We start from the raw sequence: 23881 nt of genomic DNA, 5'->3' as shown, positions 1-23881 counted from the left end.
ATCGACTCGATGAACACACGCATCACTGCCGGTTTGCTGTTGGGCATGGTCAGCAGCATCCAGGCTCAGGCCGCTGAGGCGCCGTCCCATTTGGACACCGTCATGCAGAAGGGCCAACTGGCCGTTTGCACGACCGGCGATTACAAGCCGTACACGTTTCTCAAGCCCGACGGCGAGTACGAAGGCATCGACATCGAGCTGGCCCAGTCTCTGGCGCAGAGCCTGGGCGTGAAGATCGAGTGGGTCCCGACCACGTGGAAAACCCTGATGCCCGACTTCACGGCCGGCAAATGCGACATCGCCGTCGGTGGCATCTCGGTCACTCTGGAGCGGCAGAAGAAGGCGGCGTTCAGCAGCACGCTGGACATCGACGGCAAAGTGCCGTTGGTGCGCTGCGAAGACGAGTCGAAGTACCAGACCCTCGAGCAGATCAATCAGCCCGGCGTTCGATTGATCGAACCACAAGGCGGCACCAACGAAGCCTTCGCCCACGCTTATCTGCCCAATGCCAGCCTGGCCTTCCACGACAACAAAACCATTTTCCAACAGCTGCTCGACAAACAAGCCGACGTGATGATCACCGACGCGTCCGAAGCGCTGTATCAGCAGAAACGCATGCCCGGCTTGTGCACGGTCAATCCGTCCCACTACATGCAGTACGGCGAAAAGGCCTATCTGCTGCCCCGGGATGACGTGGCCTGGAAGGCCTATGTCGATCAGTGGCTGCACCTCTCCAAAGCCACCGGGGCTTACAAGAAAGTGGTCGGCGAATGGCTGGCGATGCCAACGGAATGACAGTGCGCAGCACATCCGGAAGACTTCGGCACAGGGCCCCGCCGTATCCATGAAAACCAACAGAACCATTACCCGCGCGTTCTGCGTCGAGCTGCAGCAAGAGCTGTCCATCGTGGCGGCGCGACGCGAGTATTTTTCTCAAGAGCTACCCCGTGCGCGCTTCAGCTTTCTGTGTTCGTCCGAGTCGTGCCGCGCTCTGGGTGTCAAAATCACTGGGGTTCGCTATGACGTGAAGCCTCAGGAGCATCCGACCTTCGTCGCCGCGCACTACCGGGCCAACCCGAAATACGAACATCACGCCGATTGCGAATGGGTGGATGAATCCGTCGAAACGCTGGCTGGGCCGGAAGCCGAAACCGGGGCCGATAGCGAGCTGCGCAAGGTCAAGCGCAAGCTGGATGATTACATTGACGTCTTTGATCCCACCCCGAAGGAGCGCGCTAAGCCGGCATCGCCGACAGACAAGCCTGACGCCGAACCGCCTGAGAAGCCCGAAGACGCCACGACTCCCGCCGACGCGCTCAAGGCCAGACAGGACAAGCAGAACCGAACCAGCGATCTGGAGCGGCTGGTCGACAGCTTCCGTCAGGCCCAGGCCTCGTTGACCAAGGAAGAACTCGCGCTGTTGACCCTTCGCGTTCCGGGTCAGGGCGAGGTGTCCTTGCGCGCCTATTTCCGCCATATCAAGTTTGCTCAGCTGAATGACGAGCGTCGGGTGCTGTATGGCGGCGGACTGGTCGAGCGCTACGGGACGGGCTTCAAATTCAAATTCTTCGATCGCCTGCAAGGCAAGCTGGTGACCTTGTACGTATCCCCCGCGCAGATGCAGGCCTACCGCTCCAGCCGCTACCTCAGTGAGCTGCTGAGTCACGCCGATGAGGTGCGTTTCTTCACGGTCTTTGCCCTGGGCACACTGGTCGCCAGCCCTTCAGGGAAAAGCGTCAGCGTGCAGATCGAAGACTTGCGCCATCTGGCCATAGTGCTCGGGCCGGCAAAGGACCCCGAGGAGGCCTCTGCCAAAGGGTCAACCCGCTAAGCCAAAGACTTTATTCAGTTCGAAAAAAAACCCGGTTTCTCTCGCGAGCAACCGGGTTTTTTTGCGTTTCATTCAGGCGACTAAGGCGCTGCGTATGTCACCAACAGTTCCTTAGTTACCTGAAAATCCAGCGACATCGCCACGCTCAAGGCTGTGATCGTGAAGATGGAGAACACGAACAGCTTGCGTGCCCAAACAGTGTCGTCTTTGGCTTTGTAGCCGGTCCAGGCCATGTACAACCAGTACATGCCCATCGCCGCTGCGACGGCCAGATAATTGAGCCCGGCGTAACCGCCGAAGGTCAGCATCAAGGTCGCTAAAAGGAAAGCCAGGATGTAGATCAGGATGTGCCGCTTGGCGACCCGGATACCGCGCTTGACCGGCAGGACCGGAATCGAAGCAGCCCGATAGTCGTTGAAGCGGAAAATCGCGATAGCGTACGAGTGAGGCATCTGCCAAAGGCTGAACATCACCAGCAAGGTCAGCGCCGCGAGGTCGAAAGTGTTGCTGACCGCGACGTAACCAATGACCGGAGGCATCGCGCCCGACAGGCTGCCCACCAACGTGCCATGAACCGACCTGCGCTTCAGGTACAGGCTGTAAAAGCCGACGTAGATCACGAAGCCGATTACGGCGAACAGTGCCGCCAGTGCGTTGGCCTTGGTGTACAGCAGGCCGACGCCGACAACACCCAGTACAGTGGCGTAGATCAGTGCCAGTTTCACCGACACCAACCCTTGCACCAGCACCCGACTCTTGGTGCGCTCCATCTTCACATCGATATCGCGATCGATGCAGTTGTTGAACACGCAGCCAGAAGCCACTACCAGTGAAGTCCCGATCACGGCTGCCAGGAACAAGCCGATATCGACATGCCCCTTGGAAGCCAGAAAAAAGCCACCTGCCACCGAAAGCACGTTACCGAAAATGATCCCCGGTTTGGTGATTTGGATAAAGTGCTTCAGTGACATCAGGTTTTCCTCACTTCGCCATCATGGCGGTGTGAATGCTGAACATGATCCAGGTGCTCAAACCAACTAGCAGCACGATCACAAGGCCAGCGAAGGCAAACGCGATGACGTTGTTGCGCTGTGCCGCCGAGCGGTCAAGGTGCAGGAAGTACACCAGGTGAACCAGAACCTGCACGACTGCGAAGATCAGAACGACCCACAGCGTGGCCACTTTCGAGATCGTCGGGAACATCACCAGACCGAAAGGAACCGCGGTCAGGATGATCGACAGTACGAAACCGACCATGTACGACTTGAAGCTGCCGTGGGCGGTAGGTTCATGGCTGGCGGCGTCATGGGAGTGATGTGAATTCGCCATTTAAATGGTCCCCATCAGATAGACAACGGTGAACACGCAGATCCAGACAACGTCCAGGAAGTGCCAGAACAGGCTGAGCATGCTCAGGCGAGTCTGGTTGGTCCCGGTCAGACCGTGCTTGGAGACCTGATACATCATGATCGCCATCCAGATCAGGCCGCTGGTCACGTGCAGACCGTGGGTGCCGACCAGCGTGAAGAACGCCGACAGGAAACCACTGCGGTTAGGGCCGTAACCTTCGGAGATCAGCAGGTGGAACTCGTTGATCTCCATGCCGATGAAGCCCAGGCCGAACAGGAAGGTCACGAACAACCAACCCAGAACGCCCGACTTGTTGCCCTTGTGCATCGCCAGCATAGCGAAGCCGTAGGTGATCGAGCTGAGCAACAGGCAGGCGGTTTCGCCGAGCACGTAAGGCAGTTCGAAGATGTCGTGGCCCGCAGGGCCACCCGCTACGTTGTTAACCAGTACCGCGTAAATGGCAAAGATCGACGCAAACAGAATGCAGTCGGTCATCAGGTAGATCCAGAAACCGTAGATCTTCATCTCGCCGGCGTCATGGTGACCATGGTCGTGCTCGTGGTCATGACCGTGGTCGTGACCCTTCGCACCATCAAATACTAAGTTCGACATTGTTTATGCCTGCTCCAGCTTGTTGACAGGAGTGTTTGTCTGACCATTGCGAACACGAGCCAGGATCGCGTGTTGCTCGCCTTCGATGCGTGCCACTTCGGATGCAGGAACCATGTAGCCCTGATCGTCACGTGCCGCGTGAATCACGAAGTAAACGATCGTGCCAATCAGGCTGACGCCCGCCAGCCAGAAGATGTGCCAGATCATCGCGAAACCGAAGACGGTCAGCAGGAGGCCCATCACCATGCCCGTTGCCGTGTTGTTCGGCATGTGGATGTCGGAGTACTTGGCCGGAACCTTGTAGGCCTCGCCATCACGCTTGGCGGCATACCACGGGTCGATCTCGTTGGCTTTCGGCATTTCTGCAAAGTTGTAGAAAGGCGGTGGCGACGAGGTGGACCATTCCAGGGTGTGGCCATTCCATGGGTCACCGGTCAGATCGCGGTTCTGCTCGCGGTCACGGATACTCACGAAGATCTGGATCAGCTGACAGGCGATACCGACAGCGATCAGCAACGCACCGACGAACGCGACGTGCAGGTATGGCGTCCAGTCCGGGTTGTCAGTGGTGTTCAGACGACGGGTCATGCCCATGAAGCCCAGTGCGTACAGCGGCATGAAGGCGACGTAGAAACCCGATATCCAGAACCAGAACGCTGCCTTGCCCCACTTCTCGTTCAGCTTGAAGCCGAACGCTTTAGGGAACCAGAACGCGAAGCCGGCGATGTAACCGAACACAGCACCACCGATGATCACGTTATGGAAGTGCGCGATCACGAACAGGCTGTTGTGCAGAACGAAGTCAGCACCCGGGATAGCCAGCAGTACGCCGGTCATACCACCGATGGAGAAGGTGACCATGAAGCCCAGGGTCCACAAGACTGGCGCGGTGAAGCGCAGACGTCCCTGGTAGATCGTGAACAGCCAGTTGAACAGCTTCACACCCGTCGGGATGGAAATCAGCATCGTCGCCAGACCGAAGAAGGCGTTGACGCTTGCACCCGAACCCATGGTGAAGAAGTGGTGCAGCCAGACCATGAAGCCCAGGATCGAGATCGCGCCGGAGGCGTAGATCATCGAATGGTGGCCGAACAGACGCTTGCCGGTGAACGTCGAGATGACTTCGGAGAAGACCCCGAACGCCGGCAGAATCAGGATGTAAACCTCGGGGTGACCCCACGCCCAGAACAGGTTCACGTACATCATCGGGTTACCACCCAACTCGTTCGTGAAGATGTGGAAGTCCAGATAACGGTCGAGGGTCAGGAACGCCAGGGTACCGGTCAGGATCGGGAACGAAGCCACGATCAGGACGTTGGCCCAGGTGCAGGTCCAGGTGAAGATCGGCATGTCCATCAGTTTCATGCCAGGGGTACGCATCTTCAGCACGGTAACCAGGAAGTTGACCCCGGTTAACGTTGTCCCCAGTCCTGACAGCTGCAGTGCCCAGATGTAGTAATCCACACCCACACCCGGGCTATAGCCCAGTTCCGACAGCGGTGGATAGGCCACCCAACCGGTACGTGCGAACTCGCCGACGCCCAGAGACACGTTGACCAGAATCACGCCGGAGATCAGCAGATAGAGGCTCAAGGAGTTCAAGAACGGGAAGGCAACGTCGCGAGCGCCAATCTGCAGAGGCACGACGATGTTCATCAGGCCGGTGAAGAACGGCATCGCCATGAAGATGATCATGATCACACCGTGAGCGGTGAAGATCTGGTCATAGTGCTCAGGCGGCAGGTAGCCGGGTGAGCCTTCAGTGGCCATGGCCAATTGCGAACGCATCAGTACGGCGTCGGCAAAGCCGCGCAGCAGCATGACCATTGCAATGATGATGTACATGACACCGATTTTCTTGTGGTCGACAGACGTCAGCCACTCGGTGTAGAGGTAAGTCCACTTCTTGAAGTACGTGATCAGACCCAGCAATGCCGCACCACCGATCGCGATCATGGCGACCGTGATCATGACTATCGGCTCGTGGAACGGAATCGCGTCCAGACTTAATTTACCAAACATCGTTTACTCCTCTGCCTGCGCAGCTGAATGCTTACCCATGTCCATCCCTTCCGTACCTGCTACTTCTTTCTTCTCATGGACAATCTTGCCCGGCTTCATACCTTCATACTTGTCGATGATGATCTGGAACAGGTTCGGAGTGACCGAGGAGTAGAGTTCAACGGGGTTACGTTCGCTAGGCTTGGCCAGCGCGGCGTATTCGGCCGTTGCCAGTGTTTTAGGTGAATTCTTGACGTCAGCAACCCAAGCGTCGAAATCAGCCTGTGAGGTGGCAGTCGCCTTGAATTTCATGCCGGTGAAACCTGCGCCGCTGTAGTTGGCGGAGATACCATCGAACTCGCCGTTTTCATTGGCGATCAGGTGCAGCTTGGTCTGCATGCCGGCCATCGCGTAGATCTGGCCGCCCAGTGCAGGGATGAAGAACGAGTTCATGACCGAATCGGAAGTGATGCGGAAATTGATCGGCGTGTTGGCCGGGAACACGATCTTGTTGACGGTGGCGATGCCCTGTTCCGGATAGATGAACAGCCATTTCCAGTCCAGTGCGACCACTTCAATAGTCAGCGGCTTGACGTCTGACTCGAGCGGACGGTAAGGGTCCAGCGCGTGGGTCGACTTGTAGGTCACATAGCCGAGCACGATGATGATGGCCAATGGAACCAGCCAGACCACCAGCTCAATCCGTGTCGAATGCGCCCAGTCAGGCGTGTACGTCGCGCTCTTGTTGGTAGCGCGATACTTCCAGGCGAAGATGATGGTCATGAAAATGACCGGCACCACCACCAGTAGCATCAGCAAGGTAGCAGTGATGATCAGGTCACGCTCTTGAACGCCCACATGGCCTTTGGGATCCAGCAGGGTGTAATCGCACCCGCTGAGCAGGAGCATGCTGAAAAGGGCCAAGAAGCCAAAAAACCTGGGGTACCTTTTTTTACTCATCTCACGACCTCTAAAAGCAGCTTTCGCATCGCAGTTGGGTTTCGACCGCCAACACTTCACCCTGCCAGGTGCTGGCAAATGCTTGGATTGAAAAGGGGCCTGTCAGGAAGCATGGGGCCTCACAACAAATCCGGGTTGAGCTTTGGTTTCTTATTCGAATGGTGGCACCCGCTAATGCGGACCCTATCCCTTGGCGCAGACATTCAGAACGTGACTCGGGAGGCCATTCGAACCGCGTCTACTAGAGCGAAAAGACGCTCCATAACCTCGATTTACACCGTCCCGCAAATGAGGGGGGGCGTGAATTGGGGGCGATTGTAGATACGTAAAGTTTTATTGACTATAAGTTTCTGCGCAACAGTTAATTTCAGGTTCGGTAAAAATGCGGTGTTATGCCGCACCCTGAAACTGAGCAAAGCCCCGGTTCTGTTGAAGGATTTCCGGGGCTTTGTTACGCAACACTTTGTAATCAGCGTGCTTTCATCCGGTTACGAATAATTCCCGCAGGAACCAGCACAACAGTCAGTACAAACGCCACTAACGCCCATTGCGCCAAAGACAAACCGAGAACTGGCGGATATGGCGTCTCGCAGAAACCACCTACCTGAAAGCCTAGCGGAAATAGAGACGCCAGGGGCAGACCGTCGACAATCGGCTGCAGCACATCGATGCCGCAGCTCTCGGTCGGGTGGGTCTGGATGTAGACGTGACGCCCGGCGGTAACCAGCCCGCCCACGGCGCTCAACACCACCAGCGCTTCGCAGATGGTCAGGCTCAGACGGCCTGGCATTGCCGCGCCGATGAACGCGAACACCGCGATGAACAACAGCGCATACCGCTGCAGGATGCACAGCGGGCAAGGCGCTTCGCCCAGCACCACCTGCATGTACAAGGCGCCGCCGATCAGTGCCAGGCAGATGATGCCCAGCAACACCAGAAACTGCTTTTCACGCCGCAGGTACAACATCTCTTCAGTCATTCACATGCCCTTTGAATTGGAGTCATCCGGATCGACGGATGTGGAGCGTTGCGGCCCGGACGCCCCGCAAAGGCGGCGATTCTATCACCGTCACGACACCCCGTTCACGCAGTGCCATTCGCGACCGAACGTGACCGCCTCCCGGTCCACCGCCGTAACCCGCGCAATGGTGAACACGGCTGCATTAGCCGAGCGTTAACATTCCAATTCAAACGCTAGTGTGAGCTCTCCTGTTTCGTGCCTATATATAGAAGCGTGCGGCTTTTTGTCGCAGCGATGGGTCGCGACCCGAAATCATTCTATATATGTAGGATGCGTCTAATTGTCGCAGCGATTATTCCAATGCTGACGCAGGACCGAAGAATTCATACCGCGCCTGTGCATCGGGCACGCCGGCCGCTTTCAGTTGACGCTTGATCGCCGCCATGAAGCCTTTAGGCCCCAGGAAGTACGCATCGACGTCGCGATTCTCCGGCAGCCATTGCTCCAGGCGCGCCTGATCGAGCAGACCCGTCGCATTGGCCGCCGGGCTGACGCCGTCATCTTCGGCGTAGCAATAGAAACGTTTGAGCTGAGGATGCTTGCTCACCAGGCTTTCGATCCAGTCGCGAAACGCATGGACCGAGCCGTTGCGCGCGCAGTGGATGAAGTAAATCGGCCGCTGAGTCGGCAACGCCGCCTCCAGCATGGTCAGGGTTGGCGTGATGCCGACGCCACCGCTGATGAGCACCAGCGGTTTGTCGCTGTCGGTCAGGGTGAATTCTCCGGAGGGCGGGTACAGATTGATGCTGTCGCCGACCTGCAGCTGATCGTGCAGATAATTGGAGGCGACTCCATCAGGCTCGCGTTTCACGCTGATGCGGTACTGATTGTTCCCGGCCAGGGCCGATAACGAGTAATTGCGGCGGATCTCTTCGCCGTTCACGTGCAGTTGCATGCCGATGTACTGGCCGGCGGTGAATTGCAGGATCGGCTGGTCATCTGCCGGTGCAAAGTAGAACGAGGTGATTTCCGCGCTCTCCGGCGTTTTGGCGACCACTTTGAATTCACGCTCACCACGCCAGCCACCTGCTGCCTGGGCTTTCTCGTCGTAGATGGCTTTTTCCGCGCCGATCAAAATGTCGGCCAGTTGCCCGTAGGCGTTGCCCCACGCAGTGATGACCTCGCCAGTGGCGACTTCCTTCCCCAGCACTTCGCGAATAGACTCAAGCAGGCACTCGCCAACGAGCGGGTAGTGCTCGGGAAGGATCTGCAGCGCCACGTGTTTGTTGATGATCTTGGCGACCAGATCGCCCAGTTGATCAAGCTGATCGATGTGCCTCGCGTACATCAACACCCCGTTCGCCAGGGCGCGAGGCTGTTCACCACTGGCCTGATGCGCCTTGTTGAACAGTGGACGCACTTGCGGGTATCGATCGAGGAGCATTTGGTAGAAATGGGTAATCAGCGCCTCTCCGCCGCTTTCCAGCAGTGGCACTGTTGACTTGACGATGGCACGATCCGATACGGACAACATAAATAACTCCCGAGAGCTGATGAGTAAGCGTTACCTCGGTAGTTCAGGAATCGTGCCAGCGACCCCAAGGCCTGAAATCAAAGGCCTGGCCACGGCACAGTCAATATGACCTCGTCGAATCGCGCGTCAAAATGACCAGGCTACGGTCAAATTGACTGCAATACTGACAGGCCAGCCGGCTGGGTAAAATCGAAAGGGCTAAAGCCTGACTTCATCAGGTCGATAAACCGTCATCGAAAGCTGTTGGCCGAACCCACGCGGCCAGGCAACGCATCACAGAAGGTTTATATGTCCAAGAACGTCCGCGCAGATTCACTCTCGCTTCTGCTGTTCACGTTACGCAGCGGAAAGCTGATGGCGATCAACCTGCTCAAGGTCAGTGAAATCATCCCCTGCCCTCCCCTTACGCGTTTGCCGGAATCCCACCCACACGTCAAAGGGGTCGCGACCTTGCGTGGCAACCCGCTGTCGGTGATTGACCTGAGTCGTGCCATTGGCGAGCGCCCGTTGGTGGACCCCGATGGCGGCTGCCTGATCGTCACCGATGTCAGCCGGTCGAAGCAGGGGCTGCACGTGCAGGCCGTCAGCAAGATCGTTCACTGCCTGACCACCGACATTCGTCCGCCGCCCTTTGGCTCCGGCAACAAGTCGTTCATCACCGGCGTGACGCAGGTGGACGGGACGCTGGTTCAGGTGCTGGACATCGAGAAGGTCATTCACGGCATCGCGCCCGCACGGATCGTCGCCGAACGCGCCGAGCTCAGCGCCGATGACGCCAAAGTGCTGGCGAAGGCGCGCATCCTGGTGGTCGATGACAGTCAGGTGGCGCTGCAACAATCGGTGATCACCCTGCGCAATCTGGGCATCGAATGCCACACCGCCCGCAGTGCGCGGGAAGCCATTGATCAGTTACTCGATTTGCAAGGCACCGCACAGCAGATCAACGTGGTGGTGTCCGACATCGAGATGTCGGAGATGGACGGCTACGCGCTCACCCGCACGCTTCGGGAGACGCCGGACTTTCAGGAACTGTACGTGCTGCTGCACACTTCGCTGGACAGCGCGATGAATGCCGAAAAAGCCGATGCTGCCGGCGCCAACGCTGTTCTGACCAAGTTCTCCTCGCCCGAGCTGACACGATGCTTGATCGAAGCCGCCCGCACGGTCGAAGCTCAGGGAATCTGAGACCGGCCGCAGGCGATGCCTCCACCGCGCATTACTGGTTGATGCGCCGCGACCTCGGCCCGGCACTCCATGATCCGGGCTGGCCCGCCGCCGTGCGTCAGGTTGATTTCACCGGGCAGAACGCCCCGGCCGTTCACCAGTTGCTGGTGCTGGGTCGCGAGCACGGCGGCGGTCGTGTTGCAGACTATGCCACTTGGCTCGATGCCTTCGAGACTGATCCCGAGTTTGATCCGGCGCTGTGTTTCGTTCTTGAGGACGCTGAAGGTGTGGTGGCCGTTGCGCAATGCTGGACCAGCGCCTTCATCCGCAATCTGGTGGTCAACCCCCGCGCGCACCGTCAAGGGCTGGGTCTAACGCTGCTCAATCAGGTGTTCAAAGCTTTCCGCCAGCGCGGCGAAGGCCACGTCGATCTCAAGGTGATGGAAAGTAATCTTGGCGCACGCCGGCTGTATGAGAGCGCCGGTATGCAATATATTCAGCGCCACGAACTGGAACCGCGCTGAATCTGCGCCGAGCCTCGTTCACCCGCTCACGCCATGGAGATGCGTACCCGTGAAGATGCACACCGCGCTGTTGCTCGTTCTCACCGCTGCCGCTGCCGGCCAGGCCAATGCCTCCAGCCCGGACGCCTGGACCGCCTTCAACAAAACCCTGGTCGACAGTTGTGTCAGCGCCAGTTCCCTGAAAAACGCCAAGCCGGCCGGCGCCGATGCGGCCTTCGATGACAGCGTCGGCTTCAACGCACTGTTGATCAAAGGTCAGTACAAACAGGCGTTCATGAAGAACAAGACCGGCACCGAGCTGTGCCTCTACGACCGCAAGAACAAGAAAGCCCTGATTACCGAGTGGGATAACGTCACCACATTGCCAAAGAAGTAGGATGAAGCGCGTCGCGATTGTGCTGTTTCCCAACGTGCAGGCCCTGGACGTGGCCGGCCCGCTCGACGTCTTCGCCGAAGCCAACCGTTTCCTGCCCGACGGTGATGGCTACGAGATCATCACCCTCGGCGCGGCGCCCTACCCGATCATTGCGTCCAACGGCATGCCACTGGGTGCGCAGTATTCCCTGGCGGACGCGCCGAAGCAGTTCGACATCCTTCTGATTCCCGGCGGTCCGTCATTGCCAGACGGCGCGGAAATGCCCGCCATCACCCACTGGCTGCTGGAAGCCGTGCCCCAGGCGCAACGCTACGGCTCGATCTGCACAGGGGCGTTCATCCTCGGCCACGCCGGTTTGCTGGATGGCAAGCAGGCCGCTACCCATTGGAGCCACGCTGAGCAGCTCGCCGATCAGTTCCCCCACGCGAGGGTCGAGCCCGATCGCATCTATGTTCGCGACGGTGCGCTGATGACATCAGCCGGGGTCACGGCGGGCATCGACATGGCGCTGGCGTTGGTGGCGGAGGATCACGGCCCGGCGATATCCCTGGCGGTGGCCAAACGTCTGCTGGTGGTGGCCCAGCGTCAGGGCGGGCAGTCGCAATTCAGCCCGTACCTCACGGCGTCGGCAGATGACGACTCGCCCGTGGCCAAGGTGCAGCGCTATGTGATGGAGCACATCGGCGAGCCGTTTTCAGTGGAGCGACTGGCCGACGTGGTGGCGATGAGCCCCCGCACGTTCGCCCGGGTATTTGCCCGCGACGCCAAGGTCACACCAGCGGAGTTCGTGCAGCGTGCGCGCATCGACGCCGCTCGCCATTTGCTGGAAGGCAGCGAGATGGCGATCAAGGCGGTGGCGTATCACTGCGGATTTGGCAGCGCCGCGCGCATGCGGCTGATCTTCAGTCAGCATCTGGGGGTGACGCCGACTCAGTATCGGGACAGCTTTCGCAAAGAAGTGTGAGCATGGCGGGCGGGTGATTCCCCCGGCAGCGTCCTCGCCTGCGACGGTGTAATCAGCGCTTGCCCATCGACCGGCGGGTGCCTGATGGCGCAACGCCCGGACGCTTGTCGTGGTTCGATTTACCCGAGCCTTTGTAGTGCTGCTGATCCTTCTTCGCCTGCAACAGCTCGCCCGGCTTGAACGGGAAGCTGAACGCCGGAATCGCAGGTTTTGTATCCGCCGGGGCAGCGTCGGCGTCGACCGAAGCGTGCGATTCACGAGCATCAGGAGCGGGCGTTTGTTCGGGGGTGGTCATGAAAGCTCCGGAATGGCAGACAGTCGAGGAATACGGGCGGCGCCCGAGGGCCGCGCAGCATACCTGAATCGCTGGCGGATCGCTGCTGCGAACAGACCGACTGCGCGCGCCTATTTGTAGAACAGATCCACCATGACTTCCGCTGAAAACGGCCCCGCGGTCGGCGTACTGGCTTGCCACAGCAACTGGGCGTTGAAGTCAGCCGTCTCGGAGTAATCACCCTCCAGCAGATCGGTCAGGTGAAAGGGCTCGTGGAACGGCACGGTCGAGTCATCGCGGGCACGGGTAATCCGAATGCCGATGCTGTCATTGTCGACCGGCACCAGTACATCACCCTTGAGTATCCCGGACACCGGTGTGATGCGCGCATTGAGGCTGAACGGCGATTCGCAGGTGCGGCTGGTAGCCAGCGCGAAGCGCTGAAAGGTGGCCGGCTCCCCTACTCGCACGTTGCGGATGGCCACGTCACCGAAATCCACGGTCTCGGGCATGACCCGCAATTCAGCGTCACAGGCGACGAACCGCAGGCCCTCAAGGTTGTTGATGACGTAGCTGAGCGTGGCGTCAGGCCCGGGATTTTGCCCGCTGCCGCCATCGAGCTGGAACATGCGATAGTCGTGCAAATCACTCGCGACGCCGGAGGGCGGGGTCGGGCCGTATTTCTGGATGAACACCGAAAACGGCAGGTTGAACGTGACGCTCGGACAGGCCGAACCTGCCTCCGTGCAGGCCGGCGCTTGCTGTTGCGTGGGAACTCGCCCGCTGGTCTGCACGAAATCAATGCCCATCAACGTGAGTCCGGCGCGAATCCCCTGTCCGATCTGCAGGTTGTCCGGGTTCAGATACAAGAACACTTCTTCAGGGCCACCCGGTTCGTCCCTGGCACACTCAACCGCAAGGTTCAGTCGCTCCGAGCGCCAGACCGCGCTGCCATCAGGCAGGTTCGCAGGAATGGCGACGGTGCTGCTCAGGTCCGCACGAACCACCGACTCGCCTGCGCCCTGGGTCTTGCAGGTCAGCGCCATGGCGAGACCGGGCATCAATAGCGTCATCAGCAACGTGATCGGCAGCGTCAGCCACCCGCGGATGATGGATCTTTTCATGTCAGCATTTCCCTATGAGTGAGTGTGAATCCGACGTACGCAGCGGCACTGCGAAGGGCTGCCCACCCTGAAACGGCGCGCAGTAATCGCGCTGTCCGCCGTAATCGGTCATGGCCTTGAAGCTGAGGGTTTCAGCCACTGAGCCCTTCACACCGAGGACGGGCAGCGTCAGTGAGGCGTCCGAAAAAGGTGGCAGCAACCGGTGGTCTGCGACCTCGATGCCATTGATGCGCAGGTCCTGCAGCGAAACGTGATACGGCGTCGGGTTGCGCACGGAAAGCGTGGCATCGGTTGATGGAGCGCGCTGCCAGATCAGCGTTTGCGCCGCATCGGCCGGGTCGCCGGCCAGCGCTGCTGGCCGATAGAAGACGTTGATGCGTTGGCGGATGGCAATGCTCAACTGCTGAACCGCCGGGCTGCGCCGAGGAATTTCCAGCACGTACAGGTGCAGCATCGACTCCCGGTCCTGGGGCAGGCCGATGCCTTCATAGAGCAGGCGCAAGGTCTGCTTGCCCTTGGCTGGCAGGCGCGCCAGAGGCGGGGTCAACGCAAACGGCAGATCGGCTGCGCGCGCATCGCCGGGTTGATCATGGCCCGGTTGATCATCTGCGCGCGGTGCATCGAGCCATGCTTGAATCAGGGCCTCGGAATCACCGCGGTTGCTGACCTCGATCGTCGCCTCGTTGTAACGGCCGTCGAAGATCAACCGGGTGCCTGACAGTGAGACGGCGCCTTGGGCCATGCCGCTGATGACGGCCAGAAAAAGCCCTGACAGACAGGCGCGCTTCATTGGCACTGCACCTTCAGGCGATCGTAGCTGCGATGGGCTTCTTTCGGCGGCAGCGCGAAGGATGCACGGCATTGCTGATCAGTCCATTTGACGATGAGCTCGCCGCTGTCCCGCTCGCTCAGCACCAGCGCTCGCCCGCTGGGGTCGACAGTCGCCAGCGGCTTGCCCTGCTCGTCTTCCACCGCTGCGCCCATGGGCAAACGGCTGCCATCGGCTCGCACCAGTTCGAATTGCACACGCCGACCGATTGCCGTACGAAAGCTGACCAAGGGCACCGCGCCGCGTCGGGGCACGACTTGATCCACGGCATTCTCCAGCTCGACATCGGCGCCCAACTGGCGAGTGTCGAGGTTGACCCAGTTGGTTCGATACGGCTGGGCGTAAGGCAGGATGGCGTAACCGTTATCGGCGGTTTCGACGTTGCTGAAATTGCTCAGCCGCGCGCCGCTGACCCCATTTACCTGCACCAGCGCGAAGGTCTCGCCCAGGGGCTGACCGAAATTCACCCCGCCCGCGTGGGCGACCACCGAACCCGACGCGCCCATGCTCAGCGCCTGATAATCCCTGCCCTGCCCGTAGCCCGCATCGAAACGCCCGTAGGCCGTGGTGGTGCTGAGTTTACCGAAGCCCGATGAACCCGACGCACTGTCGTGGCCGGCCTGCAGCGAGTAGAAGCTGTTGCGGTCGTCGAACAGTTGACCGTTCAAGCCGGACTGCAGGCTGGAGGCGCCGGAGCTGTCACGCACGGCATTGGCAAACAGCCGCGACGAGCCGGAATCGCTTCCCAGCGGCAGGCTCAATGTCAGCGCAATGCGGTTGTCGGACTGGCTTTCTCCGCTGCGCGCGAAGGTCTGGTTACGCTCGACCGACACGTTGTAGCTAAGGCTGCGCCACGCCGAGTTCCACGACAGATACAGCTGGCGCGTCTTACTGCCACGGTCCCAGTAGCGCTGCTCCAACCGGTAAAGCTCAGCGACGCAGACTGCTCCGGCAGCGCCTGGGTCAGGCTGATTTCGATGCGATCTTTGGCGCGCCCGCTGGCTGATCCGTCACGCGCTTGCAACGCCTCGACATGGTCGTCGAACGTCAGGTACTGATCCGTTGAATAGCGATAACCAGCCACGGCGAGGGTGGTGTTGGTCAGGTCCAGCGTATTGGCGTAGCGCAGGCGCAGGGTTTGCCCACTGTAGCGTTGCTCGCGCTGGCGGCTAAGGGACTGGGTCAGGTCCAGCGACACCGCGCCGAGCCCGGTGTTGACCCCCGCACCGATGTTGCCGGCCTGATAATCCTCGGCAATTTGCACGCCACCCGCTGCCGTCACCCGTTCGGTCAGGCCATACACCAGCGTGCCGCTGGCAAACGAGGGTGAAAGGCCATCTTCCGTGTTGCTGTCGTACTGGCCGGCGGCGAGGCTGTAGCGCAACGCGCCTTTCGGCACCATGATCGGCAGTGATGCGTAGGCCTGGACGAAGACGCGCTTGCTGCCATCGGCTTCGACCACCGTCACTTCCAGATCGCCGTTCGACCCGCTGGGGTAGATGTCGGTGATTTCGAACGGGCCCGGCGAGACGTTGCCGCTGTACAGCATGAAACCGTTCTGGCGCACTTCCACCAATGCGTTGGTGTCGGCAATACCACGAATGACCGGCGCGAAAATCCGCTCGCTGTCAGGCAGCATGCCCTCATCGGACATCACCATGGCGCCAAGGAACCGAACGCTGTCGAACACCTGCGAATCGGTAAAAGTCTCGCCCAGGGTCAGCTGGCTTTTCAGCGAGGTGATGTCACGCTGGATGAACGTCCGATTGCTGCGAAAGCGGTAGGGCTGGTCATTGCCGTAGGTCAGCGAAGACTCGTTGCGCAGTCGCCAGGCGCCGAGGTTCACGCCGTTGCGAACACTCAGGTAATACTGATCCTGATCTTGAGCCTGGCCGCTGCGGGAGCGACGCGCGCCGCTGAAGTTGTAATTCACGAAACCGACCGTCTCGCCCTCGTCCCATAACTCCGGCGGCACGTAACCGCGAGCGCTCCGCGACATCATCGCCTGAGGGATGCTGATGTTCAGGCGCAGGCTCGCCGGCTGATAATCGACGCGGGCAAATTCGACCCGCGCCGGGAGATCGAAACAGGCTGTTGGCGAAGCGTCACCGCCCTGCACGGCGTCGGTGCTCATGCCGAACTGGCGGAGCATGTCCAGGGTGAGACAAGCCTCGACGGTGCCTTTCGCGGCGTTGGAGACGAAGTTGATGTCACGCCGCCCGCTCAACACACGGTTGACGTAGACATCCACCCGATAGCTTCCGGGGACCACGCTGTTGCCTTGCAAAAACGTCGCGAGATCGGCGGGCTGATCGGTGCCCTGAATGACGAGGTATTGAATTTCACATGGGTCGCGGCGCTGTTTTGATCAGTCATTGCAGTCGCAGGCGAGGCCAGTGCCAGCCCTGCCGATGCAAGGATAATCCTCGCCACCGGGGTGATCCGAAACGGCTCATGCGCCGGATGCCTGCGGTCGAGGTGTGAAGAGCATGCTGCCATCCGTGCATATCCCTTTTGGTGATCTCGGGGTTCCATTGGCGGGTTTCACTCGTGTTCTCGATTCCGAGGGCGCTGGCAAACCACGTTTGGCAGGCGCAAGGCGCAGGGATCGCATGACTGCGACCGAAGAAAACCTGGGCGAAAGCCTTCCCGACTGAGTGGCTACTCGGCCCGGGTGATGACGTTGGCGACCTTGATGGCCTGAGTCGTCTGGCCACCGGAGACCTTCGCGCTGTACGGCTCCTGCGCGCCGAAATCGTTGATGCTGATGAACCGCAGCTCCACCGCGTGACCGCTGGCCAGTTTAGTGAGCGGCAATTGGACGGTCTGCTTTGGCGCCAGCATCCTGCTGTCCGCCTTGAACAGCGTCTTGCCCTGCTGCCGGGCGTCGATCTGGATCATCGACACGTGATAAGCCGTCGGATTACTGACTTCCAGCTGGCCGTCGTATACGCGCCACTCCAGGCTTTTTGCCGCATCGAGGGGATCGCCATTCAACCCGGTGGGCCGGTAGAAGAGCTTGATGCGCTGGCGAATCGCGATCTGCAGCTGGTTGTCCTTCGCCGATTGCGGGATCTCCTGGACGTTGAGCCAGAACACCGACTCGCGGTCGTTGGGCAAACCTTCGCCGGCGTAGATCACCCGAATCATTTGTCGGGCGCTGCCTGCCATCCGCGCCAGTGGCGGGGTGACGACGAAGGGCAGATTCTCGGTGTCGCTCTGCGCTTCAAGCCATGACTGGGCGAGGATGTCAGTCGTGCCGCTGTTGTTCACAACGAAACTGACCTCCTTGTCCGCGGCCTGGTAGATGACACGCGTGGTGTTGAGCACGATGCCCGCCTGCGCCGGGGCAGCCAGAAGCAACCCCAGCCAGAGGGCGGAGCCGCGAAGGAATTCAGGAAACATGGTGAGACCGTCTTGGGCTGTGAGGTGGATAAGCCAGGAAGGCGAGCGAGCCATTGCCCGCTCGCCTGCTACATCACTCGTAATCCATCACGAACGGCAGGAAGCCGTCGGCATTACCCGGGTTGGTTGTCGCGCCGTTGAGGACATAAACGGCGCCGAAGTTGATCTCGGCGGTCGCGCCATCGGCGCCGTCCTTGACCAGCGGCGTGTCGATGGTTTCGTTGCCGCTCAGGTCCATCAACTGGTTGGACGCATTGAGCAGGCCGATGCCCACGCCGTCCGCCGCGCCGGTAGCCCGCAGCAGTTTCTGGTCGAGGTTATCCAGACCGCTGCCCTGACGGGCGACGAAGCGCATGTTCACGGTGTTGTATTGAGCGGCGCCGCCGGTGCAATTGACCAGCAGCTGGATGGGCGATGCAGTTTCAAGTTTGTTGTCGGCGAAGAGACCGATGTCGGAAAACGAGACGTTGCCCAGGTCGACATTGATCTCGCCGGGGTTGTTGCCAGGGGTGGCGCCAGTCCCGGCGCCGATGTCACACGTGATGTTGGTCAGGGTGCCGGTGAAAACAAGTTTGCCGTTGTTCGCAGCATTCGCGGTCCCGGAAATGCCAAGCCCCATTGCGGCCACGATAGCCAGGGTAAGAGAAAGCTTTTTCATATAACGACGTTCCTTGTGTCGATTCGTGTGTGCCCAAAAGGACGAGAGGAACTATAAGCAGCGCTTCCAGGATCGGCTGTCAGGCGTTCTACATCCTGTGGATTGAAAGGACAGTGGCGCGCGTCGGAACTTTCGGTAGGAGATGACGCTATTGTTTCAGAGGCCTCACCGGGCGGGGGTTTGCGGAGTAACCCTCGCGAAGAACCTTCACCAACCTTCGCGCCTGGCACCTAAACGCCGACCTGAAAAACGCGCCCATGTAAAAGTCTCACCCACGAAAAACCCCGGCTCAATGGAACCGGGGTCGTCAATGGGGATCGGGAATCGAGGGGGAGCAGTGCCTACTGGTAGGTCAGCGTGACAATTCCCGCGCGGGGGCTCTGCGGGTCGGAAACCAGTTCGGTGTAACGTGCCTGCACGGGCACAACGCCTTTGCCGCAGGCGTCGTTGTGGCGACTCAGGCCCACGGTGACGTCAGGGTCGGCCTGCAAGGTCGTCGGAAGTAATGCCGCCGACGGAGCGCTCAAGACCTGGGCGTCGCACGCGGCATTCACCACGCTGCCATGAAACATCAGGCCACCTTGGGCGGCCCACGCGGTGGACCCCGCTATGGCGTCAGCGCCGAGAACTGCGACCGAGAACAACAACGAAACAGCCATGAGGCTTTTCATGACACACACTCCGGAGTAGAGCCGCTTACCGACGTAAGTCAGAGCCCTGTGAACAAGCATTCAGAACTCACGAAGTTTATGTAAGAATTTTCCCCGTCACAGTAGAACTCGTTCATCGAAACTCGTGGCTTCTATTTGGGTATCGCCCTGCGGCCTTGTTTCTTTACCCACGTTCATCGTCTGCCCTTATTCACCTGACAATATTGACAGGCAGCAGTCATTTTGCTGACCGGGTCAAAGGGTTATAAAGGACGCTCCCGGTTACGCCCCTCATTCACTGGTTGGCCTGTCCCTGTATGCAGAAGAAGAACAAAATCGTGATGCTCGCGACCCTGTTGGTCGTGCTCGTAGTGACAGGCGTCTGGGCATTGACTCGCCCCGCAGCGAAAAAAGTCAGCGCCCCCGTTGCCGTACCGGTGCGCGTGATCACCGTGACTCAGGAAGACGTGCCGCGTTATGTCACCGGGATCGGCTCGGTGCTGTCGCTGCAAAGCGTGGTGATTCGCCCTCAGGTGGACGGCATTCTGACCAAAGTGCTGGTAAAGGAAGGGCAACTGGTGAAGGCGGGGGATCTGCTGGCAACCATCGATGATCGTTCGATCCGCGCTGCCCTCGATCAGGCCAAAGCGCTGTTGACCCAGAGCCAGGCGCAGCTGAACGTGGCCAATGTCGACCTCAAGCGCTACAAGCTGCTGACCGTCGACAACAGCATCTCGAAACAGCAGTACGATCAGCAGCAAGCGCTGGTCGATCAACTCAAGGCCACGGCGCTGGGCAATCAGGCGTCGATCAATGCCTCGCAGGTGCAGCTTTCCTACACACAAATACGCTCGCCGGTGACGGGCCGGGTCGGCATCCGCAACGTTGATGAAGGCAACTTCCTGCGCGTCAGCGATGCAACCGGGCTGTTCTCGGTCACGCAGATCGACCCGGTGGCGGTCGAGTTTTCCCTGCCGCAGCAGATGCTGCCAACGCTGCATGATCTGATCGCCTCCAGCACGCCCGCGCCGGTCAACGCTTACCTCGGCGAAGGCGCAACCGGCACGCTCCTGGGTCAGGGCAAGTTGCTGCTGATCGACAATCAGGTGGCGGCCAGCACGGGCACCATTCGCGCCAAAGCGATATTCGACAACGCCACAGAGAAGCTGTGGCCCGGGCAACTGGTGACCGTGCGCATTCAGACCGCCATCGACCGCGGTGCCCTGAAGGTCCCGCCGCAAGTGGTGCAGCGCGGCATCGACCAGCATTACGTGTATCGGATCAAAGGCGACGCGGCTGAAGTGGTGCCGGTCAACGTGCTGTATCAGGACAGCGACCTGATGCTCATCAGCGGGGTGGAGGCCAATGACGTGCTGGTCAGCGATGGTCAGTCACGTTTGAAAAACGGCGCGCGGATCGAGGTGGTCAAGGGTGATCCTGTAGACACCCTCGCCGACTCCACCGGGGCGGCAAAATGAACAGCCGCGGTTCTATCTCCGCCTGGTGCGTCAACCACCCGATCGCCACCGTTTTGCTGACCTTCGCGCTGGTGCTGCTGGGCTGCATCGCCTTCCCTCGCCTGCCGGTGGCGCCGCTGCCGGAAGCCGAATTTCCGACGATTCAGGTTGCTGCCCAGTTGCCCGGCGCCAGCCCGGAAACCATGGCGTCGTCGGTGGCGACGCCCCTTGAAGTGCAGTTCAGCGCCATTCCCGGCATGACCCAGATGACGTCGAGCAGCGCGCTGGGCTCCACCAACCTGACGCTGCAGTTCACCCTCAACAAAAGCATCGACACCGCCGCGCAGGAAGTGCAGGCAGCCATCAACACGGCAGCCGGGCGCTTGCCCGCGGATTTGCCAACGCTGCCGACCTGGCGCAAGGTCAACCCGGCGGACAGCCCGGTGCTGATCCTCAGCGTCAGCTCGAACCTGATGCCCGGCACCGAACTCAGCGACGTCACCGAATCCCTGCTGGCGCGTCAGTTGAGCCAGATCGACGGCGTCGGACAGGTCAACATCACCGGTCAGCAACGTCCGGCCATCCGCGTTCAGGCAGCGCCCGAAAAACTAGCGTCGATCGGGCTGACCCTCGCCGATCTGCGGGAATCCCTGCAGCAGACCAGCCTGAACCTGGCCAAGGGCGCGCTGTACGGCAAAGACAGCATCTCCACCCTCGCCTCCAACGACCAGCTGTTTCAGGCGAAGGACTACGAGCAACTGATCGTTTCCTACAAAGACGGCGCGCCGGTTCATTTGCGCGACGTGGCGCGGGTCGTCAACGGCTCGGAAAACGCCTACGTGCGCGCCTGGTCCGGGGATCAGCAGGGTGTGAACATTGTGGTGTTTCGCCAGCCCGGCGCGAACATCGTCGAGACAGTCGATCGCGTACTCGGCCAGTTGCCCAAGTTGCAGGAAATGCTCCCGGCGTCGGTGGACGTCTCGGTGCTCAGCGACCGCACCAAAACCATCCGTGCGTCGCTGCATGAAGTGGAAATGACGCTGCTGATCGCCATCGCCCTGGTCATCGCGGTCATGGCGCTGTTCCTCCGACAGCTCTCGGCGACGCTGATCGTGACCGCCGTGCTGGGCGTGTCCCTCGTCGCCAGTTTCGCGCTGATGTACGTGCTCGGCTTCAGCCTGAACAACCTGACATTGGTGGCGATCGTGGTGGCGGTGGGGTTTGTCGTCGACGATGCGATTGTCGTGGTCGAAAACATCCATCGACACCTGGAAGCCGGCGACAGCATGCGCGATGCGGCAATCAAGGGGTCCAGCGAAATCGGCTTCACCGTGGTGTCGATCAGCTTCTCGCTGATTGCCGCGTTCATTCCGCTGCTGTTCATGGGCGGCGTGGTCGGCAGGCTGTTCAAGGAGTTCGCGCTGACCGCGACGTCGACCATTCTGATTTCGGTGGTGGTGTCACTGACGCTGGCGCCGACCCTTGCAGCGCTGTTCATGCGCGCGCCGAAACACGATCCTCACGCCAAGCCCGGCTTCGGGGAGCGACTGCTCGCGCGGTATGCCCGCGGCGTGCGCTTCGCCCTCGCCCACCAGCGAATGATGATGGGGATTTTTGGCCTGACCCTGGTGCTGGCGGTGGCCGGCTATTTGCTGATCCCCAAGGGGTTCTTCCCGGTGCAGGACACCGGCATGGTGCTGGGCACGAGCGAAGCGGCGGCGGATATTTCCTTCCCGGACATGATCGAGAAACACAAACAGCTGGCGAAAATCATCGCCGCCGATCCGGCGGTCAAAGCGTTCTCGCACTCGGTTGGCGTCAGCGGCAGCAACCAGACGATTGCCAACGGCCGGGTGTGGATTGCCCTCAAAGACCGCGAAGACCGGGATGTGACAGCCAGCCAGTTCATTGACCGGATCCGGCCGAAACTGGCGCAGATCCCCGGCATCGTCCTGTACCTGCGGGCCGGGCAGGACATCAACCTGAGTTCAGGGCCGAGCCGCGCGCAGTATCAGTACGTGCTCAAGAGTAACGACGGCGCGCTGCTGAATGTCTGGACGCAGAAGCTGACCGATAAGCTGAAAACCCTGCCGGCTTTCCGTGACCTCTCCAACGACTTGCAACTGGGCGGCAGCGTCACCCATCTGGACATCGACCGCAGCGCCGCCGCGCGCTTCGGCCTAACCACGGCGGACGTCGATCAGGCGCTGTACGACGCCTTTGGTCAGCGGCAAATCAACGAATACCAGACCGACATCAACCAGTACAAAGTCATTCTGGAGCTGGAGCCGCAACAGCGCGGCAAGGCCGAAAGCCTGAACTACTTCTACCTGCGTTCGCCGCTGACCAATGAAATGGTGCCGCTGTCGGCACTGGCCAAGGTCGGTGCGCCGAAGATGGGCCCGTTGTCGATCAGCCATGACGGCATGTTCCCGGCCGCCAACCTGTCGTTCAACCTGTCGGCGGGCGTGGCGCTGGGGGATGCCGTGGTGCTGCTCGATCAGGCGAAGAACGAGATCGGCATGCCGGCCTCGATCATCGGCAACTTCCAGGGCGCGGCCCAGGCGTTCCAGAGTTCGCTGGCCAACCAGCCCTGGCTGATCCTCGCCGCGCTGGTGGCGGTGTACATCATCCTTGGCGTGCTTTATGAAAGCTTCGTCCATCCGCTGACAATCATTTCCACCCTGCCCTCCGCCGGTATCGGTGCGCTGTTGCTGCTGTGGCTGATGGGTCAGGACTTTTCGATCATGGGCCTGATCGGGATCGTGCTGCTGATCGGCATCGTCAAGAAGAACGGCATCCTGCTGGTGGACTTCGCGCTGGACGCTCAACGCAATCGCGGAATGTCCCCGCGTGACGCCATTTATGAAGCGTGTCTGACGCGCTTCCGGCCCATCATCATGACCACGCTGGCCGCATTGCTCGGCGCGCTGCCCTTGATGCTCGGTTATGGTGTCGGCGCTGAACTGCGTCAGCCGTTGGGCATTGCCGTTGTCGGGGGATTGCTGGTGAGCCAGGCGCTGACGCTGTTCACCACGCCGGTGATCTACCTGCAGCTTGAGCGACTTTTCCATCGCCAGCGTCCGACGCCGGACCCGACAGCGCCAGGCTCGACAGCGTCCAGGCCAGCCGCAGTTCAATTGGGTGCGGAAAAGCAAGCCGTTGAAACAAGCACCTATAAGTAAGCATCAACAAGTGAGCGTGGAC

At 60.3% G+C, this 23881-nt stretch carries 21 protein-coding genes and 1 pseudogene; 8 read left to right on the top strand and 14 right to left on the bottom strand.

Features of this window, described 5'->3' with window-relative positions:
- Positions 1-9 precede the first annotated feature (9 nt).
- Both ABEH28_RS11705 and ABEH28_RS11700 read left to right on the top strand, forming a co-directional pair.
- The gene (locus tag ABEH28_RS11705) at positions 10-795 is read left to right on the top strand and encodes a transporter substrate-binding domain-containing protein (protein WP_346630001.1); all 786 of its coding nucleotides are present in this window, start codon (positions 10-12) and stop codon (positions 793-795) included.
- 49 nt (positions 796-844) lie between these two features.
- Positions 845-1831, top strand: coding sequence for an ATPase (locus tag ABEH28_RS11700; RefSeq protein WP_346630000.1), 987 nt, complete (start codon positions 845-847; stop codon positions 1829-1831).
- A gap of 80 nt (positions 1832-1911) precedes the next feature.
- On the opposite strand, the gene cyoE is transcribed toward ABEH28_RS11700, so the two are convergent.
- From cyoE to hmpA, 7 genes are all read right to left on the bottom strand, one after another.
- Positions 1912-2802, bottom strand: a complete 891-nt coding sequence (gene cyoE / locus ABEH28_RS11695) for a heme o synthase (protein ID WP_346629999.1) — start codon at positions 2800-2802, stop codon at positions 1912-1914.
- A gap of 10 nt (positions 2803-2812) precedes the next feature.
- Entirely contained in the window at positions 2813-3160 is a 348-nt protein-coding gene (cyoD, locus tag ABEH28_RS11690) for a cytochrome o ubiquinol oxidase subunit IV (RefSeq protein WP_346629998.1), read from the bottom strand.
- Entirely contained in the window at positions 3161-3793 is a 633-nt protein-coding gene (locus tag ABEH28_RS11685; RefSeq protein WP_074886388.1) for a cytochrome o ubiquinol oxidase subunit III, read from the bottom strand.
- A gap of 3 nt (positions 3794-3796) precedes the next feature.
- Positions 3797-5815, bottom strand: coding sequence for a cytochrome o ubiquinol oxidase subunit I (cyoB, locus tag ABEH28_RS11680; protein WP_192170723.1), 2019 nt, complete (start codon positions 5813-5815; stop codon positions 3797-3799).
- Positions 5816-5818: 3 nt separating this feature from the next.
- Positions 5819-6754 carry a ubiquinol oxidase subunit II gene (cyoA, locus tag ABEH28_RS11675; RefSeq protein ID WP_192170722.1) on the bottom strand — a complete coding sequence of 312 codons (936 nt, stop codon included), beginning with the start codon at positions 6752-6754 and terminating at the stop codon, positions 5819-5821.
- A gap of 469 nt (positions 6755-7223) precedes the next feature.
- Positions 7224-7733: a disulfide bond formation protein B gene (locus tag ABEH28_RS11670; RefSeq protein ID WP_192170721.1), complete on the bottom strand. Its 510-nt coding sequence runs from the start codon at positions 7731-7733 to the stop codon at positions 7224-7226.
- 334 nt (positions 7734-8067) lie between these two features.
- A complete protein-coding gene (gene hmpA, locus ABEH28_RS11665) occupies positions 8068-9249 on the bottom strand; it encodes an NO-inducible flavohemoprotein (RefSeq protein ID WP_346629997.1) in 1182 nt (393 codons plus the stop codon).
- Positions 9250-9537: 288 nt separating this feature from the next.
- On the opposite strand from hmpA, the gene ABEH28_RS11660 reads away from it, so the two are divergent.
- From ABEH28_RS11660 to ABEH28_RS11645, 4 genes are read left to right on the top strand one after another with little or no spacing between them, the layout of a single operon-like run.
- Positions 9538-10434, top strand: coding sequence for a chemotaxis protein (locus ABEH28_RS11660; protein ID WP_192170719.1), 897 nt, complete (start codon positions 9538-9540; stop codon positions 10432-10434).
- A gap of 41 nt (positions 10435-10475) precedes the next feature.
- Positions 10476-10937, top strand: coding sequence for a GNAT family N-acetyltransferase (locus ABEH28_RS11655; protein ID WP_346630226.1), 462 nt, complete (start codon positions 10476-10478; stop codon positions 10935-10937).
- A gap of 49 nt (positions 10938-10986) precedes the next feature.
- Entirely contained in the window at positions 10987-11313 is a 327-nt protein-coding gene (locus ABEH28_RS11650) for a hypothetical protein (protein WP_163023052.1), read from the top strand.
- Between the two features lies 1 nt (position 11314).
- Positions 11315-12277: a GlxA family transcriptional regulator gene (locus ABEH28_RS11645; protein WP_346629996.1), complete on the top strand. Its 963-nt coding sequence runs from the start codon at positions 11315-11317 to the stop codon at positions 12275-12277.
- A gap of 52 nt (positions 12278-12329) precedes the next feature.
- Here the strand turns inward: ABEH28_RS11645 and ABEH28_RS11640 are convergent, their stop codons facing one another.
- The 7 genes and pseudogenes from ABEH28_RS11640 to ABEH28_RS11610 form a co-directional block, all read right to left on the bottom strand.
- Entirely contained in the window at positions 12330-12572 is a 243-nt protein-coding gene (locus ABEH28_RS11640; RefSeq protein ID WP_346625605.1) for a hypothetical protein, read from the bottom strand.
- 110 nt (positions 12573-12682) lie between these two features.
- Positions 12683-13675: a fimbrial protein gene (locus ABEH28_RS11635; RefSeq protein WP_346625606.1), complete on the bottom strand. Its 993-nt coding sequence runs from the start codon at positions 13673-13675 to the stop codon at positions 12683-12685.
- Between the two features lies 1 nt (position 13676).
- Positions 13677-14465, bottom strand: a complete 789-nt coding sequence (locus ABEH28_RS11630) for a molecular chaperone (RefSeq protein WP_346625607.1) — start codon at positions 14463-14465, stop codon at positions 13677-13679.
- Positions 14462-16880, bottom strand: a pseudogene (locus tag ABEH28_RS11625) (fimbria/pilus outer membrane usher protein). Before ABEH28_RS11625 ends, ABEH28_RS11630 begins: the two are co-directional and overlap by 4 nt.
- Positions 16881-17165: 285 nt before the next feature.
- Positions 17166-17909 (bottom strand): molecular chaperone, encoded by a 744-nt coding sequence (locus ABEH28_RS11620; RefSeq protein WP_346629995.1) that lies wholly within the window; start codon positions 17907-17909, stop codon positions 17166-17168.
- Between the two features lie 73 nt (positions 17910-17982).
- On the bottom strand, positions 17983-18567 hold the full coding sequence (locus ABEH28_RS11615; RefSeq protein WP_282370418.1) for a fimbrial protein: 585 nt from the start codon (positions 18565-18567) through the stop codon (positions 17983-17985).
- Between the two features lie 341 nt (positions 18568-18908).
- Positions 18909-19238, bottom strand: coding sequence for a hypothetical protein (locus ABEH28_RS11610; protein ID WP_192170711.1), 330 nt, complete (start codon positions 19236-19238; stop codon positions 18909-18911).
- A gap of 296 nt (positions 19239-19534) precedes the next feature.
- On the opposite strand from ABEH28_RS11610, the gene ABEH28_RS11605 reads away from it, so the two are divergent.
- Together ABEH28_RS11605 and ABEH28_RS11600 are read left to right on the top strand one after the other, a co-directional pair.
- Entirely contained in the window at positions 19535-20695 is a 1161-nt protein-coding gene (locus ABEH28_RS11605; RefSeq protein WP_346629994.1) for an efflux RND transporter periplasmic adaptor subunit, read from the top strand.
- Positions 20692-23859, top strand: a complete 3168-nt coding sequence (locus ABEH28_RS11600) for a multidrug efflux RND transporter permease subunit (protein ID WP_346629993.1) — start codon at positions 20692-20694, stop codon at positions 23857-23859. The genes ABEH28_RS11605 and ABEH28_RS11600 overlap by 4 nt, the downstream gene beginning before the upstream one ends.
- Positions 23860-23881 lie beyond the last annotated feature (22 nt).

This window comes from Pseudomonas sp. Ps21-P2 (assembly GCF_039672565.1).
GTDB lineage: Bacteria > Pseudomonadota > Gammaproteobacteria > Pseudomonadales > Pseudomonadaceae > Aquipseudomonas.
Note: the sequence above shows the minus strand (reverse complement) of the source record. Positions and strands in the feature narration are given on the sequence as shown.

Excerpts from the sequence above, each read along its gene's own strand:
- ABEH28_RS11705 (WP_346630001.1), top strand. The coding sequence starts at position 10 with ATGAACACACGCATCACTGCCGGTTTGCTGTTGGGCATGGTCAGCAGC.
- ABEH28_RS11700 (WP_346630000.1), top strand. The coding sequence starts at position 845 with ATGAAAACCAACAGAACCATTACCCGCGCGTTCTGCGTCGAGCTGCAG.
- cyoE (WP_346629999.1), bottom strand. The coding sequence starts at position 2,802 with ATGTCACTGAAGCACTTTATCCAAATCACCAAACCGGGGATCATTTTC.
- cyoD (WP_346629998.1), bottom strand. The coding sequence starts at position 3,160 with ATGGCGAATTCACATCACTCCCATGACGCCGCCAGCCATGAACCTACC.
- ABEH28_RS11685 (WP_074886388.1), bottom strand. The coding sequence starts at position 3,793 with ATGTCGAACTTAGTATTTGATGGTGCGAAGGGTCACGACCACGGTCAT.
- cyoB (WP_192170723.1), bottom strand. The coding sequence starts at position 5,815 with ATGTTTGGTAAATTAAGTCTGGACGCGATTCCGTTCCACGAGCCGATA.
- cyoA (WP_192170722.1), bottom strand. The coding sequence starts at position 6,754 with ATGAGTAAAAAAAGGTACCCCAGGTTTTTTGGCTTCTTGGCCCTTTTC.
- ABEH28_RS11670 (WP_192170721.1), bottom strand. The coding sequence starts at position 7,733 with ATGACTGAAGAGATGTTGTACCTGCGGCGTGAAAAGCAGTTTCTGGTG.
- hmpA (WP_346629997.1), bottom strand. The coding sequence starts at position 9,249 with ATGTTGTCCGTATCGGATCGTGCCATCGTCAAGTCAACAGTGCCACTG.
- ABEH28_RS11660 (WP_192170719.1), top strand. The coding sequence starts at position 9,538 with ATGTCCAAGAACGTCCGCGCAGATTCACTCTCGCTTCTGCTGTTCACG.
- ABEH28_RS11655 (WP_346630226.1), top strand. The coding sequence starts at position 10,476 with ATGCGCCGCGACCTCGGCCCGGCACTCCATGATCCGGGCTGGCCCGCC.
- ABEH28_RS11645 (WP_346629996.1), top strand. The coding sequence starts at position 11,315 with ATGAAGCGCGTCGCGATTGTGCTGTTTCCCAACGTGCAGGCCCTGGAC.
- ABEH28_RS11640 (WP_346625605.1), bottom strand. The coding sequence starts at position 12,572 with ATGACCACCCCCGAACAAACGCCCGCTCCTGATGCTCGTGAATCGCAC.
- ABEH28_RS11635 (WP_346625606.1), bottom strand. The coding sequence starts at position 13,675 with ATGAAAAGATCCATCATCCGCGGGTGGCTGACGCTGCCGATCACGTTG.
- ABEH28_RS11630 (WP_346625607.1), bottom strand. The coding sequence starts at position 14,465 with ATGAAGCGCGCCTGTCTGTCAGGGCTTTTTCTGGCCGTCATCAGCGGC.
- ABEH28_RS11620 (WP_346629995.1), bottom strand. The coding sequence starts at position 17,909 with ATGTTTCCTGAATTCCTTCGCGGCTCCGCCCTCTGGCTGGGGTTGCTT.
- ABEH28_RS11615 (WP_282370418.1), bottom strand. The coding sequence starts at position 18,567 with ATGAAAAAGCTTTCTCTTACCCTGGCTATCGTGGCCGCAATGGGGCTT.
- ABEH28_RS11610 (WP_192170711.1), bottom strand. The coding sequence starts at position 19,238 with ATGAAAAGCCTCATGGCTGTTTCGTTGTTGTTCTCGGTCGCAGTTCTC.
- ABEH28_RS11605 (WP_346629994.1), top strand. The coding sequence starts at position 19,535 with ATGCAGAAGAAGAACAAAATCGTGATGCTCGCGACCCTGTTGGTCGTG.
- ABEH28_RS11600 (WP_346629993.1), top strand. The coding sequence starts at position 20,692 with ATGAACAGCCGCGGTTCTATCTCCGCCTGGTGCGTCAACCACCCGATC.